At 55.7% G+C, this 14,504-nt stretch carries 13 protein-coding genes and 1 pseudogene; 7 read left to right on the forward strand and 7 right to left on the reverse strand.

Annotated features, from left to right (window positions below; all coding sequences use genetic code 11):
• Window positions 1-122: 122 nt before the first annotated feature.
• The 4 genes and pseudogenes from DAI21_RS11240 (at window position 123) to DAI21_RS11255 (ending at window position 4,550) form a co-directional block, all read left to right on the forward strand.
• Window positions 123-1,553 (forward strand): 6-phospho-beta-glucosidase, encoded by a 1,431-nt coding sequence (locus DAI21_RS11240; RefSeq protein WP_107703138.1) that lies wholly within the window; start codon window positions 123-125, stop codon window positions 1,551-1,553.
• Window positions 1,554-1,749: 196 nt separating this feature from the next.
• Window positions 1,750-2,376 (forward strand): uracil phosphoribosyltransferase, encoded by a 627-nt coding sequence (gene upp, locus DAI21_RS11245; RefSeq protein ID WP_023308769.1) that lies wholly within the window; start codon window positions 1,750-1,752, stop codon window positions 2,374-2,376.
• Window positions 2,377-2,463: 87 nt separating this feature from the next.
• Window positions 2,464-3,752: pseudogene (gene uraA / locus DAI21_RS11250) on the forward strand (uracil permease).
• Between the two features lie 96 nt (window positions 3,753-3,848).
• A complete protein-coding gene (locus DAI21_RS11255; protein ID WP_213015986.1) occupies window positions 3,849-4,550 on the forward strand; it encodes a DnaA inactivator Hda in 702 nt (233 codons plus the stop codon).
• Between the two features lie 46 nt (window positions 4,551-4,596).
• Here the strand turns inward: DAI21_RS11255 and DAI21_RS11260 are convergent, their stop codons facing one another.
• The 3 genes from DAI21_RS11260 to celB are packed head-to-tail and all read right to left on the reverse strand — an operon-like array spanning window position 4,597 to window position 8,303.
• Complete coding sequence (locus DAI21_RS11260; RefSeq protein WP_107703139.1) at window positions 4,597-6,024, reverse strand: M17 family metallopeptidase; 1,428 nt, start codon at window positions 6,022-6,024, stop codon at window positions 4,597-4,599.
• Window positions 6,021-6,980: a N(4)-(beta-N-acetylglucosaminyl)-L-asparaginase gene (locus DAI21_RS11265; RefSeq protein ID WP_100779341.1), complete on the reverse strand. Its 960-nt coding sequence runs from the start codon at window positions 6,978-6,980 to the stop codon at window positions 6,021-6,023. Before DAI21_RS11265 ends, DAI21_RS11260 begins: the two co-directional genes overlap by 4 nt.
• 3 nt (window positions 6,981-6,983) lie before the next feature.
• Complete coding sequence (celB, locus tag DAI21_RS11270) at window positions 6,984-8,303, reverse strand: PTS cellobiose transporter subunit IIC (RefSeq protein WP_107703140.1); 1,320 nt, start codon at window positions 8,301-8,303, stop codon at window positions 6,984-6,986.
• A 158-nt stretch (window positions 8,304-8,461) separates the two neighbouring features.
• Here celB and DAI21_RS11275 point away from each other — a divergent pair, with 158 nt between their 5' ends.
• On the forward strand, window positions 8,462-9,286 hold the full coding sequence (locus DAI21_RS11275; protein WP_107703141.1) for a hypothetical protein: 825 nt from the start codon (window positions 8,462-8,464) through the stop codon (window positions 9,284-9,286).
• On the opposite strand, the gene arsC is transcribed toward DAI21_RS11275, so the two are convergent.
• Together arsC and bepA are read right to left on the reverse strand one after the other, a co-directional pair.
• The gene (arsC, locus tag DAI21_RS11280; protein ID WP_107703142.1) at window positions 9,283-9,642 is read right to left on the reverse strand and encodes an arsenate reductase (glutaredoxin); all 360 of its coding nucleotides are present in this window, start codon (window positions 9,640-9,642) and stop codon (window positions 9,283-9,285) included. The genes DAI21_RS11275 and arsC overlap by 4 nt on opposite strands.
• A 12-nt stretch (window positions 9,643-9,654) precedes the next feature.
• Window positions 9,655-11,118 carry a beta-barrel assembly-enhancing protease gene (bepA, locus tag DAI21_RS11285; protein ID WP_100779345.1) on the reverse strand — a complete coding sequence of 488 codons (1,464 nt, stop codon included), beginning with the start codon at window positions 11,116-11,118 and terminating at the stop codon, window positions 9,655-9,657.
• 221 nt (window positions 11,119-11,339) lie between these two features.
• Between bepA and DAI21_RS11290 the strand changes: the two genes are divergently transcribed.
• The gene (locus DAI21_RS11290) at window positions 11,340-12,401 is read left to right on the forward strand and encodes an AI-2E family transporter (protein ID WP_100779346.1); all 1,062 of its coding nucleotides are present in this window, start codon (window positions 11,340-11,342) and stop codon (window positions 12,399-12,401) included.
• A gap of 39 nt (window positions 12,402-12,440) precedes the next feature.
• Here DAI21_RS11290 and bcp read toward each other — a convergent pair whose 3' ends face one another.
• Complete coding sequence (gene bcp, locus DAI21_RS11295) at window positions 12,441-12,911, reverse strand: thioredoxin-dependent thiol peroxidase (protein WP_100779347.1); 471 nt, start codon at window positions 12,909-12,911, stop codon at window positions 12,441-12,443.
• A complete protein-coding gene (locus DAI21_RS11300) occupies window positions 12,911-13,471 on the reverse strand; it encodes a glycine cleavage system transcriptional repressor (RefSeq protein ID WP_100779348.1) in 561 nt (186 codons plus the stop codon). Before DAI21_RS11300 ends, bcp begins: the two co-directional genes overlap by 1 nt.
• Window positions 13,472-13,616: 145 nt before the next feature.
• Here DAI21_RS11300 and dapA point away from each other — a divergent pair, with 145 nt between their 5' ends.
• Window positions 13,617-14,495: a 4-hydroxy-tetrahydrodipicolinate synthase gene (dapA, locus tag DAI21_RS11305; protein ID WP_100779349.1), complete on the forward strand. Its 879-nt coding sequence runs from the start codon at window positions 13,617-13,619 to the stop codon at window positions 14,493-14,495.
• Window positions 14,496-14,504 lie beyond the last annotated feature (9 nt).

The raw sequence follows: 14,504 nt of genomic DNA on the forward strand, positions 1-14,504 counted from the left end.
CACGAAAATGAAACCGGTTTCGGTAATGTGCTTGCAACCGCCAGGAGCATTGCACATGATTTCACTGAAACCGGTTTCTGTAATTGTTTTTGCAGAAAATAACGCAGAATGAGGGAAAAGGCATGCCAGGATTCAAAGAAGGTTTTCTGTGGGGCGGCGCGGTGGCGGCGCATCAGCTGGAAGGTGGCTGGAAAGAGGGCGGTAAAGGAATCAGCGTTGCGGACGTAATGACGGTCGGCGCGCACGGTGTCCCGCGTGAAATCACTCAGGGCGTCATTCAGGGTAAAAACTATCCGAACCACGAAGCCATCGACTTCTACCATCGCTACAAAGAAGACATCAAACTTTTCGCCGAACTGGGCTTTAAATGCTTCCGCACATCGATTGCCTGGACGCGTATTTTCCCCAAAGGCGATGAGCTGGAGCCGAACGAAGCCGGTCTGAAATTCTACGACGACCTGTTCGACGAGTGCCTGAAATATGGCATTGAGCCGGTGATTACTCTTTCGCACTTCGAAATGCCTTTCCATCTGGTGACTGAATATGGCGGCTGGCGTAATCGCAAGCTGATCGACATGTTTGTGCGTTTCGCGACCGTGGTATTCAAGCGATACCAGCACAAAGTGAAGTACTGGATGACCTTCAACGAGATCAACAACCAGGCTAACTTCCACGAAGATTTTGCGCCATTCACTAACTCCGGCCTGAAGTACGAGCCGGGCGAAGATCGCGAGCCGGTGATGTTCCAGGCCGCGCACTATGAGCTGGTGGCCAGCGCTCTGGCGGTGAAAGCCGGGCGTGAGATCAATCCGTCCCTGCAAATTGGCTGCATGATTGCCATGTGCCCAATCTATCCGCTGAGCTGCGCGCCAAACGACATCATGATGGCGATGAACGCCATGCATCGTCGCTACTGGTTCACCGACGTGCACGTGCGCGGGAAATATCCGCAGCACTTGCTTAACTACTTTGAGCGTCGCGGTTTTGAGCTGGATATTACCGAAGAAGATATTGCGGCACTGAAGCAGGGCTGTGTTGATTACATCGGTTTCAGCTATTACATGTCTTTCGCCACCAAAGCGACGCCGGACAACCCGCAGCTTGATTATGACGAAAGTAAAAGCCTGGTCTCCAACCCGTACGTTCAGAAATCCGACTGGGGCTGGCAGATTGACCCGGTGGGCCTGCGCTACTCCCTGAACTGGTTCTGGGATCACTATCAACTGCCACTGTTTATCGTCGAGAACGGCTTTGGCGCCATCGACGTGCAGGAGAGCGACGGCACGGTGAACGACCAGTACCGCATCGATTATCTCGATGCGCACATCCGTGAGATGAAAAAAGCGGTCGTTGAAGATGGCGTGGATCTGATGGGCTATACCCCGTGGGGCTGTATCGATCTGGTGTCGGCGGGCACGGGCGAAATGAAAAAACGTTACGGGTTTATCTTTGTCGATAAAGATAACGAAGGTAATGGCACCCTGAACCGCAGCAAGAAAAAATCATTCGACTGGTATCAGAAGGTTATCGCCACTAACGGCGCAGACCTGTAAGCGCAGCACCGCACGGTAACTATCCCCCGAAAAAGCCGGACTCCCCTCCGGCTTTTTTTTCCTGTTTTATACTCTCTAACGCTCCCTAATCCACTTTGATTGATCAACGTCAAGCAAGATGGGTATGGCGAACCTGGAAAAAAGCGGTATAATCCGGCGATTTTTTTTGCGGTAGCCACCTCAGAGGAGAATGAGAATGAAGATTGTGGAAGTGAAACACCCACTCGTTAAACACAAGCTGGGCCTGATGCGTGAGCATGACATCAGCACGAAGCGTTTTCGCGAACTGGCCTCTGAAGTTGGAAGCTTATTGACTTACGAAGCAACGTCTGACCTGGAAACTGAAAAAGTGACCATCGAAGGCTGGAACGGCCCGGTCCAGGTTGAGCAGATCAAAGGCAAAAAAATTACCGTGGTGCCAATCCTGCGCGCAGGTCTGGGCATGATGGAAGGCGTGCTGGAGCACGTACCGAGCGCGCGTATCAGCGTTGTCGGTATCTACCGTAATGAAGAGACTCTCGAGCCGGTTCCGTATTTTCAGAAGCTGGTTTCCAATATCGACGAGCGTATGGCGCTGGTCGTTGACCCGATGCTCGCCACCGGCGGCTCGATGATCGCCACTATCGACCTGCTGAAAAACGCCGGCTGCAACAGCATTAAAGTGCTGGTACTGGTTGCGGCACCGGAAGGTATCGCGGCGCTGGAAAAAGCGCATCCGGACGTTGAGCTGTATACCGCATCCATCGACCAGGGGCTGAACGAGCACGGGTACATCATCCCGGGGCTGGGCGATGCCGGCGATAAGATTTTTGGTACGAAATAATCGAATAACGAAAAAGAAGCCGACTTTGATAGTCGGCTTTTTTTTGAATAAAACACAAACAACTCACAATACTTAGAGGAAAACACTATGACGCGCCGTACTATCGGGGTGAGTGAAAGACCGCCGCTTTTGCAGACGATCCCGCTTAGTTTGCAGCATCTGTTTGCCATGTTTGGTGCGACCGTGCTGGTGCCAATCCTGTTTCACATTAACCCGGCTACCGTGCTGCTGTTCAACGGTGTCGGCACGCTGCTGTACCTTTTCATCTGTAAAGGCAAAATCCCGGCGTATCTGGGTTCCAGCTTTGCGTTTATTTCCCCGGTCCTGTTGCTGCTGCCATTAGGCTACGAAGTGGCGCTGGGCGGCTTTATCATGTGCGGTGCGCTGTTCTGCCTGGTGGCCTTCATTGTGAAGAAAGCCGGGACAGGCTGGCTGGATGTGATGTTCCCGCCTGCGGCAATGGGCGCAATCGTTGCCGTCATCGGTCTGGAGCTGGCGGGCGTGGCGGCCAATATGGCCGGGCTGCTGCCTGCGGACGGGCAATCGCCTGAGTCCAAAACCATTATTATTTCGCTGGTAACCCTGGGCGTGACGGTGTTCGGCTCGGTGCTGTTCCGTGGTTTCCTGGCGATTATCCCGATTCTGATCGGGGTGCTGGCGGGCTATGCGCTCTCCTTCGCGATGGGTGTGGTGGATACCACTCCGATTGCACAGGCGCACTGGTTTGCACTGCCAACCTTCTACACGCCGCGCTTTGAGTGGTTTGCGATCTTCACCATTTTGCCAGCGGCGCTGGTGGTGATTGCCGAGCACGTTGGGCACCTGGTGGTAACGGCGAATATCGTCAAAAAAGATCTGATCCGCGACCCAGGTCTGCACCGTTCGATGTTTGCTAACGGCCTTTCGACCATGATTTCCGGCTTCTTCGGCTCCACGCCAAACACCACTTACGGCGAGAACATCGGCGTAATGGCGATTACTCGCGTCTACAGCACCTGGGTGATCGGCGGGCGGCGATCTTTGCGATTCTGCTCTCCTGCGTCGGAAAACTGGCGGCGGCGATCCAGATTATCCCGGTCCCGGTCATCGGCGGTGTCTCACTGCTGCTCTACGGTGTGATCGGCGCATCCGGTATTCGCGTGCTGATTGAATCCAAAGTGGATTACAACAAAACGCAGAACCTGATCCTGACCTCGGTGATCCTGATTATCGGTGTGAGCGGCGCGAAAGTGCACATCGGTGCCGCTGAGCTGAAAGGCATGGCGCTGGCCACCATCGTCGGCGTAGGCCTGAGCCTGATCTTCAAACTGATCTCTGTGCTGCGCCCGGAAGAAGAAGTTCTCGACGCCGCTGACAGCGAAAAAGCGTCACATTGATCGTTAAACCGGGCGGACGATCCGCCCGGTTCTCTCATTGCAGGTTCCGTGATAAACTCCCTCCCGATTTTATGTGAGACCTTGATCGAGGTATTTCTGAACGGACCGGCACAGCTCTCTCTGCCACTTTATCTTCCTGACGACGAAACTTTCGCGAGTTTCTGGCCGGGCGATAACCCCTCTTTACTGGCTGCACTGCAAAACGTGTTGCGCCAGGAGCACAGCGGATACATTTATATCTGGTCACGCGAAGGCGCGGGACGCAGCCATCTGCTGCACGCCGCCTGTGCGGAACTTTCCCAGCGCGGTGACGCGGTAGGCTACGTGCCGCTGGATAAACGCACCTGGTTTGTCCCGGAAGTGCTCGACGGTATGGAACATCTTTCACTGGTTTGCATCGACAATATTGAATGCATTGCCGGAGATGAGCCGTGGGAAATGGCGATGTTTAATCTCTACAACCGCATTCTGGAATCGGGGAAAACCCGGTTGCTGATCACCGGCGATCGTCCTCCGCGCCAGCTGAATTTGGGGTTGCCGGATCTGGCGTCTCGTCTCGACTGGGGACAAATCTACAAGCTGCAACCCTTGTCTGATGAAGACAAACTTCAGGCACTGCAGTTACGCTCGCGGCTACGTGGGTTTGAGCTGCCGGAAGACGTGGGGCGTTTCCTGTTAAAGCGGCTGGATCGGGAAATGCGCACCCTGTTTGATACGCTGGATCAGCTCGATCATGCGTCCATAACTGCCCAGCGCAAACTGACCATTCCGTTTGTGAAAGAGACGCTGAAGCTCTAATTCGCCACCAGGCCTTCTGGCCCGGCGGCGTGTCGCTTGTGCGGGCTTACAGTTTTACGTCTGCTAATAAATGCTCCACCAATAATGGAATCGGTCTTCCCGACGCCACGCTCCTTCCGCCTTCACGCCATAACGCCGTTCCGCTGATATCCAGATGCGCCCACGGAATCGTTGGCGGGCAAAAATGGTGTAATAACCATGCGGCTGACGCACTGATCGCCGCGTTATTGGTCGGCATATTGCACAGATCGGCAATCGTGCTTTCGGTCTGTTTTTTCAGCCGCGCATCCAGCGGCAGAGACCACACCTCATCGCCGCTCCTGATCCCGGCGCGGGTCAGCTGCTCCCGCAGGGTTTCGCTTTGCGTCATCAATCCGCTCAGCTCATACCCCAGCGCTTTTACCACCGCACCCGTCAGCGTCGCCATATCGATAATGTAATGCGCCTGCGGATGACGCTGACTCGCCCAGGCGATAGCGTCAGCCAGCACCAGACGTCCTTCGGCGTCGGTATTATTGATCTCCACCGTCAGGCCGTTACAGGCCCGCGCTACCGTCCCCGGCTGCATTGCGTCCGGGCCGATGGCGTTTTCCGCCAGCGCCAGCACGCCCATGATCCGCACGGGCAGGTTCAGCTCCGCCACCGTCAGCATCAGGCCCAAAACGTTGGCCGCGCCGCACATGTCGTACTTCATGGTGTACATGCCTGCGCCTTCCTTCAGCCACAGACCGCCCGTGTCAAAGGTAATGCCTTTGCCCACATAGCAGCGAACCGGACCGTCGCTGACGCCGTCGTAATGAATCGCCAGCAGGCGCGGCGGGCAGGTGGCGCCTTTTCCAACGGCATGGAGCAGCCCAAGACTTTGCCCGACGATCTGTTGTTCATCAAGCACCTCGCAGCGCAGGGCAGGGAAGGCGGCACACAGGGTCTGCGCCTCGTCGACCACGTACTGTGGTGTACAGCGGTCGGATGGGGTGTCTGCCAGACGCCGTGCAGCAATCATCCCGTTGGCAACCGCCTGCTGTTGTTCGATGATGCTGGCTAACCGCTCTCGTTGCTCGGGCAGGCACAGGGCGGCAATGTGGCGAATCCGCACGGCGGAACCGTCCGTTTTCTTGAGCTGCAAATCGCTGAGGTTATGCGCCTGATTGAACAGGAAACGCAGCAACTGGCCCAGAACGGTGTCGTGAATATCGCAGAGATCAATCACCAGGCTTTCGCTGACGGGCGCGGCAAATAGCGGGCGTAGCGCGGCCACTAAACCGTCGGTCAGGGAATCCTGCCACAGCGCTTCTGGCAACAGAGTGATACGGGCAAAAGGGGCACAGCCGAAGCGTGTGTCTGCTACGCCTGTCTGTGCACGCATCTCATTGATAAGCGCCGTCTCCGGCAGCTGCGCACAGGCGTGGCGCGCCAGAAGATGGCTGTGTGGGCGGGCTTCGGCAAGGGAGGTAATCAGCTGGCAGGTAATCATGGTTGTTCCTCAATCGGCGCGCGAATGCGGGTGGCATAGGCCTGCATCCAGTCGTCATCCACGGCCTGATAGTGGGTTTTCTCACGCAGACGTTCGGTGCGAAAAACGGTCAGGGGCTGCCGGGCGGTGGCGACCACAAAAGAGAACGTCTTGATGTTGGTCGCCGCGCCAAATTCGCCTCGGTTATTCATGCACACCACGGAAAGATCGCCCACGCGGCCAAAGCGTGACATCAGCTTGTCTTCCAGTTCAAAGACGACGGAATCTGCCGCCTGCTGTGGCGTCATGCCCTGCGCCATGCGGCGCACGATTTCGTAGCTGGTGCAGCCTTTCATCAGGTCCTCGCCCACGCCCGTGGCGGTGGCGGCCCCCGTTTCGCTGTCGCAATAAAAACCGGAGCCGATAATCGGCGAATCCCCGATGCGCCCGCGTTTTTTCATAAACAGGCCGCTGGTGGAGGTCGCGACGCTCATGGAGCCTTGCTTATCCAGCCCGATAATGCCGACAGTATCGTGACCGTCGTACGGGCTGAGCCCCTTGTCCAGCGTTTCACGACAGCGCTTGCGGTAGTGTTGCATTGCCCGGTCGGTGAGCATGGTTTTGTCACTAAAGCCCTGGCTTAACGCCCACTCGCGCGCCCCCTGGCCCACCAGCAGGCTGTTATAGCGCTGACGGCTCAAGGCCTGAGCCACCCGCACCGGGTTGGCGATATCCACCAGATTGCCCACTGCGCCAAAGGCCAGCGTGTCGCCGTCCATATAGGCGGCGTCGAGTTCCACCTCGCCATTCTCCGTGGGCAGCCCGCCGTAGCCGACGGACTTGTAATACGGAAAGTCTTCAACGGCGGCAACGGCATCCACGACTGCCGATGCGACAGGCTTCCCCGCAGCCAGCGCAGACGCAGACTCCGTCACTCCTTCCAGCGCCATTCGCCAGGTTGCGATAATTCCCCACATGGTTTACTCCTGTTTTGCCAGCGTGGTTTCGGTTGGCGTCGCGGTAGCGATTTCCGCAGCGCGGTACTGTTTGTCCAGAATGCGCATAAACGGCAGATAGAGCATCGCGCCGATCAGCAGGTTGAGCAGCTGCATCACGCTGCCGCTAAGATGCCCGGTGACGATAAAGCCGCTGATGACCGGCGGCAGCGTCCAGGGAATAAACACCCCGGTGGTCACGGCGACCGCGCCGATTTTCATGGCCGCGTACTGCACGGTGACTAACACCAGCGGCACCAGGTTGAAGGGAATCAGCATGATCGGGTTCATGATCACCGGCAGTCCGAACAGAATCGGTTCGTTGATGTTGAACACCGATGCGCCCGCGCCGAGCCGCGCCACTTCCCGCATATTTTTACTGCGGGCAAAAATCAGCATCGCGATGACCAGCGACAGCGTGGCACCCGCGCCGCCCATCCAGATCATGTCGAAAAACTGCTCGGTAATAATGTGCGGCGGCGTCACACCCGCCTGAATGGCGGCGATATTGTCGGTCTGATTCTCCATCCACAGCGGACGGATAATGCCGTTAATCATCGAACCGGAGTTAATGCCCACTGACCACAAAATGGTGATACTGAACACCGTCATCAGTGCGCCGAAATAGGAGGTGCCGTAGTGACGCACCGGCGTTGCGACCACGTCATAGATGAACTGATGGATGGTGTGATAGTGCGTGTTTTCAAACCCAATGCGGATCACCAGCACCAGAATCATCACCACCAGGGCGGGGATCAGCGCGGCGAACGACTCCTGCACTGCAGGCGGAACGCCCTCCGGCATTTTAATCACCAGATTTTTACGCTTCAGCCAGCAGAACAGCTCCGTCCATAACAGCGAGCCAATCATCGCCACGAACAGGCCTTTACTGCCAATCCACTCCACCGGCATCACGGTAATACCGCCGTTTTCCGCCACTTTGATAAACGGCGTGAGGATCAGGAAGCTGACCAGCGCCAGAATCCCACACGAGATGCGGTCTTCGTCGTAGTGCTCCGCCAGACGGAAGGCGACCAGGAAGCTGATAAACAGAGACATCGTCGAGAAAACAGCGTTAAACGGAATCTCGATAATCGCGCTCCAGCTTTCGCCAAAGGCCGACGACATAAACTGCTGATAGGTTTGATTCGGGAACGAGGAGATAACCAGCAAGATCGAGCCGACGATAATAAACGGCATGAATGAAACGTATGCACCACGAATGGCACCCAGATGGCGCTGCTGAGCCGTTTTGGCTGCCAGCGGCATCAATTTTGCTTCCATAAATCCCAGAACATTGTTCATTGTGAACTCCGTACAAGATCGTGTGACGTTGTTTATGTTATGTCTGAGGATTATCAGTGAAGCGTTGCGACCGAAAGGTGAATCAGGTCACAATGTAATCGCTTTGTTAATATAAATCTCACAAGATTGGTTATAAGAAATTTGACTGAGGCCTCGCGATGGAAATCAAACTGCACGCCAATGCCACCACGACACCGCGTACCCGTCGCTATCTTCAGCAGTCTGATAAAAGCGACAGAGAGCTGGCCCTGGAGCTGGGAATTTCAGTCACCACCGTCCGGCGCTGGCGCAAGCGTGAGCAGATATCCGACAACCACACGACGCCTAAAGTGATATACAAAGCGATGAGACAAGAGCAGGTTTCATTGATTAACGCCCTGCGTGACGCCACCGGTGCGCCGCTGGACGAACTGTTGCTGCTGGTGAATGAAGGGCTGGGGATTAGCGTTTCGCGGGCGACGCTGAATCGCTATCTGAAACCTGCTGCATCCTCGCGTCAGGGCGCGCCACTGCAGGGCAAAAAAGCGCTGAAAGCCGGTCTCTTACCGCAGCGGCTTGAACTGCACCATCTGCCGCTCTCATTGCATATGGACGACGGTGGGGAACAGCATCTGCTGTGGGCGCGGGAGCCGGTCAGCGGCTGGTGTTTTGCCAGGCTTTATGCGGGGATTTCACCGCAGCTGGTGGCAAACTGGGCAAGAGAGCTGCTGGAAGCCTGTCCGGCTGATATTCAATCTGTTGAGACTTTCGGGTTTTCTGCGTCGTTGAGCCTTGAGGGGATGGCAATAAAACACAGCCCGGCACAGCACTGCGCCGTACAGGTGGCGATCCCGCTGGGTGAAATCATTCCCAGAGTGAATGTGGAACCGGCAGGGGAGTTATTGATGCGAATCTGTGAATTCTATAATCAGGGCAAAGCGCAGAAAAAGCTGGGGGACAGTACGCCGCAGGCCTTTCTTGAAGCACTGCGGCGCACCCTTTAGTTGAGGATTTCGAGGACATCTTCCGGTGGGCGACCAATGCGCGCTTCACCGTTAGCGACCACAATCGGGCGCTCAATCAACTTTGGATTTTCAACCATCGCCTGAATCAGCGCATCTTCCGTGAGGTGGCTATCGTCCAGGTTTAAGGATTTATAGAGATCTTCTTTCCGGCGCATCAGCTCACGTGCGCTCGCCATGCCCAGCATGCTCAGAAGCTGGCGAAGAGTGGCGGCGTCCGGCGGCGTCTCCAGATAGAGCACCACGTCGGGATCAATGCCGTTCGCTTTCAGCAGGCTCAGGGTGTCGCGACTCTTGGAGCAGCGAGGGTTGTGATAAATTTTAACCTTGTCTGACATGACTTCTCCTTATTACATCTTTTCGTACGGCTTGAACCGTTGCTGCAGCGCGCGCAGCTGATCGATTCGGGCGTCGTAGCGCGCCTGCTGCAGACTGCCCAGTTTCACCTGCGAACTGGCGCTGCTTAACAGGGAAATCGACTGGTCCAGGCGCCCAACAAGGGCAAAGCCCTCGGCACGTGCGGCTAACTCCTGGTCGCGGTTACCAAGCTGTCCTTCGGTTTGCGCCAGTAAATCCCAGCCGTTTTGATCGTCTTTATGGTCAAAGGTATAGCGATTCAGAATCGTTGCCGCCTCTTTCGGCTGGCCGCCCTGTAAGTAAGCATTCGCCAGGTTGAGCTGCAACACCGGATTGGTGCGCAAATCTTTGGCGTTTTTCAGTCTGTTAATCGCATCGGCGGTTTTCTTCTGGCCCAAATCGATGTCGGTTGAGAGATCCAGGTACCACGCATTGTTAGGATCGGCGGCCAGCAGCGGCTGGAGCGCTTTGCGCGCCTCATCGTATTTGCTGGCTTCCATCGCCTGCAGCGCACGACCGTACTGGGCTGCATTCTGCTCACGCACATTGCCTTTCGTCAGCGTATCGAGCAGGTCGCTCGTCAGCTGGTTGCGGCCAGAATTATACATGCCGAGGGTTCTGACCTTCGCCATGTAGAAATCCTGCGACGACTGAACGACGACCGGACGCATCTGATTGGCACGGTTACGCGCATCGGAAAGACGGCTTTCTGGCAGGGGGTGGGTCAGCAGAATTTCCGGTGGGCGAGTGGAGTAGCGCGCCTGATCGAGCAATTTTTCGAGGAAGGTCGGCATCGCCTGCGGATCAAAACCAGAGCGCTGGAGCACCTGAATGCCGATGCGGTCTGCTTCCTGTTCGTTCTGCTGGGTAAAGCTGATCATCCCCTGACGCGTCCCCGCGAGCGTCCCGGTCAGGGCGGCCATCCCGGCCTGCGGGCTGGCCATCGCCAGCAGGATCGAACCTAACGCGCCGACCCAGGTCAGCGGCGCATTTTTTTTCTGATCTTCCATGGCACGCGCCAGATGGCGCTGAGTGACGTGGGAGATTTCGTGCGCCATTACCGACGCAAGCTGGCTTTCGTTGTCGGAATAACGGAATAACGCCGAATGCAGCACCACGTTACCGCCGAAGAAGGCGAAGGCGTTGATTTCGTCGTTATTAATTAAATAGAAGTGGAAGGGGGTTTTGACGGAGTCGGCGTGGGCCACAAGGCGCATGCCGAGGCCGTTGATATATTGCACCAGCAGCGGGTCATTAATCAGCGGCGCGCTGCCGCGAAGCTGACGCACGTAGTAATCACCCATCTGCATTTCCTGTCCGATGGAGAGCGTGCTTCCTGCTGAGGTACCCATATCCGGCAATGTATCGGATGTGTCAGCGAAAGCTGGCACCATTTGACCGACAGTCAGCGCGGCAATAAGCGTTGCAACCAGAGTTTTTTTCAACTGCCTGAACATAACCTCTGCCCTGTATTTTGGATGTACCCATTTGACCGAAGAACGTGCATATCGTTCACCTTCTGCTGCTCTGCGAGTGTAGCCGTGTTACGGCCTGAAGAAAATCCCAAACGCCCGCCTTTTGCGTTTCGTGACGCAGCGTCAAAAATGGAAAGTCTTTTGTGTGACAGTTAGATACAATTCGCCTCTCGCTCCAGCCATCAGATTCAGGGAAGGGTTGTATGCTCGAAATGTTAATGCAGTGGTATCGGCGCCGTTTCAGCGACCCCGAAGCTATTGCTTTGCTGGTTATTCTGGTCGCCGGGTTCGGTATTTTGTTCTTCTTCAGCGGCCTGCTGGCGCCGCTGCTCGTTGCCCTGGTACTGGCCTATCTTCTCGAATGGCCGACAGTGCGTCTTGAAAAAATTGGCTGCTCCCGCCGCTGGGCAACCAGCATTGTGCTGATCCTGTTCGTCGGCATTCTGTTGCTGATGTCGTTTGTGGTGATGCCGGTTGCCTGGCAGCAGGGGATCTACCTGATCCGCGATATGCCGGGGATGCTCAATAAACTCTCCGATTTTGCCGCCACGCTGCCACGCCGTTATCCGGCGCTGATGGATGCGGGCATTATTGATGCGATGGCGGAAAATATGCGCGCCCGCATCATGACGATGGGCGATTCGGTGGTGAAATATTCCCTCGCCTCGCTGGTGGGCCTGCTGACGCTGGCGGTCTATCTGGTGCTGGTGCCGCTGATGGTCTTCTTCCTCGTGAAGGACAAAGAGCAGATGCTCAACGCCGTGCGCCGCATCTTGCCGCGCAATCGCGGCCTGGCGGGCCAGGTGTGGAAAGAGATGAACCAGCAGATCACCAACTACATTCGCGGCAAAGTGCTGGAGATGATTGTGGTCGGCGTCGCGACCTGGATTGGGTTTGTGATCTTTGGTCTGAATTATTCACTGCTGCTGGCGGTGCTGGTGGGCTTCTCGGTGCTGATTCCCTATATCGGCGCATTCGTGGTGACGATTCCGGTGGTCGGCGTGGCCCTGTTCCAGTTTGGTCTGGGAACAGAGTTCTGGAGCTGTTTCGCAGTCTACCTGATTATTCAGGGGCTGGACGGCAACCTGCTGGTGCCGGTGCTGTTCTCGGAGGCGGTGAATTTGCACCCGCTGGTGATCATCCTGTCAGTGGTGATTTTTGGGGGGCTGTGGGGCTTCTGGGGGGTGTTCTTTGCCATCCCGCTGGCGACGCTGATTAAAGCGGTCGTGCATGCGTGGCCGGATGTGCCTGCGGTGGAAGAATAAAAAAAATCCCGGTTCAATGAACCGGGATTTTTCGTTTAATCAGGCGTTCGCTTTCAGCCAGTCGAGCACCACGTCGTGGTGGTTGCTGGTTTTGAAATCATCAAACACATGTTCAACTTTGCCATCGGCATCAATCAGGAAGCTGATGCGATGAATGCCGTCGTAGGTTTTGCCCATAAAGGTCTTCTCACCCCAGACGCCAAATTGCTCGCAAACCTGATGGTCTTCATCGGAGAGCAGCGTAAAGTTCAGCAGCTCTTTTTCAGCGAAGCGTGACAGTTTTTCTGACTTGTCGGTGCTGATTCCCAGCACGTCTACGCCGGCCTTTTTCAAATCATCCATGTTATCGCGTAAACCGCACGCCTGTACGGTACACCCTGGCGTCATGGCTTTCGGGTAGAAATAGACCAGAACACGCTGTCCCTGGAAGTCGGTCAAATTTACTTGCTCGCCGTCTTGATCGGGCAGGCTAAATTTCGGTGCGATGTCACCGGCTTTCAGTGGATTCATTACTCAACTCCATCCTGTTCGTGCTGCGAATAATTGACGACGTTTATACTGCCTTGTGCATTGAGTTCTGTACAGAGTGCTTTGAACGCTTGCTCAATATTTGACGCATCGTGCGAGGCAGGGCTGTGTGCCGTGATCTGAATAAATAATTTTGGCAGCGGTCCGGGCTGTGTGCGGGACACAAGCTCAGCGATGTTCATCTGGTGGCTGTCAAACAGTGCGGTGAAACGTTCGATTAAGTGCGGGGAATCGGTGACTTCAACCTGCACCCAGACGGTCGCCGGCATGGCCGGGCGCGGGCGCGCAGTTGTGCGTTTCATCACGATCAGCAAATCCAGCTCCGCGCCTTTCAGCGGCAACGTGGATTCAATGAGCGTAATCGCGTTCCATGTCCCGGACAACAGCATGATAAACGTGAACTCGTCACCCAGCATCGCAAGGCGGCTGTCTTCGATATTACAGCCGCAACTGCTGACGTGGCGGGTGATGGTGTTCACAATACCGGCTCTGTCGGCACCCAGCGCAGTGATAACCAGGTAATGTTGTGATGAGGTTGTCAAACCTGTTCTTCCTTTGCGTGGTTAAGTCATCCTAAGGAAAGCATAAAAAAAACATGCATACAACAGCCTGGACGCCTTACGTCGCTTGCTTTTATTACAGTTCCAAACGTACCATTGAGAATCTTGTTTGCACAGAGGATGGCCCATGTTCACGGGAAGTATTGTTGCGCTTGTTACGCCGATGGATGAGAAAGGTAATGTCTGCCGGTCAAGCCTGAAAAAACTGATTGATTACCATGTCGCCAACGGGACGTCGGCGATCGTTTCCGTAGGGACTACCGGTGAATCTGCCACCCTGAGCCATGAAGAACACGGCGATGTGGTGATGATGACCGTCGAACTGGCTGACGGGCGTATCCCGGTTATCGCCGGAACGGGTGCAAATGCAACCGCCGAGGCCATCAGCCTGACCCAGCGTTTTAACAACAGCGGCATTGTAGGCTGCCTGACGGTGACCCCGTACTACAACCGCCCAACGCAGGAAGGTCTGTTCCAGCATTTCAAAGCCATCGCTGAACATACTGACTTGCCACAAATTCTGTATAATGTGCCGTCGCGTACTGGCTGCGATATGCTGCCGGAAACCGTAGGCCGTCTCTCGAAAGTTAAAAATATTATCGCAATTAAAGAGGCGACCGGGAACTTAAGCCGCGTTCACCAGATCAAAGAGCTGGTTTCAGACGACTTTATCCTGCTCAGTGGTGATGACGCGACCGCGCTGGACTTCATGCAGCTCGGTGGTCATGGCGTGATTTCCGTTACGTCTAACGTAGCCGCGCGCGATATGGCCGAAATGTGCAAACTGGCTGCGGCGGGTCATTTCGACGAAGCTCGCTTGATTAACCAGCGTCTGATGCCGCTGCACACAAAATTATTTGTCGAACCCAATCCGATCCCAGTGAAATGGGCATGTAAGGAGTTGGGACTTGTAGCGACCGACACGCTGCGTCTGCCGATGACCCCCATTACCGACCACGGTCGCGAAGTGGTCACCGGGGCGCTGAAGCATGCCGGTTTGCTGTAGAGTTTAGGG

Origin of the sequence: Lelliottia sp. WB101 (genome assembly GCF_003051885.1) — a bacterium.
GTDB classification, from domain to species: domain Bacteria; phylum Pseudomonadota; class Gammaproteobacteria; order Enterobacterales; family Enterobacteriaceae; genus Enterobacter; species Enterobacter nimipressuralis.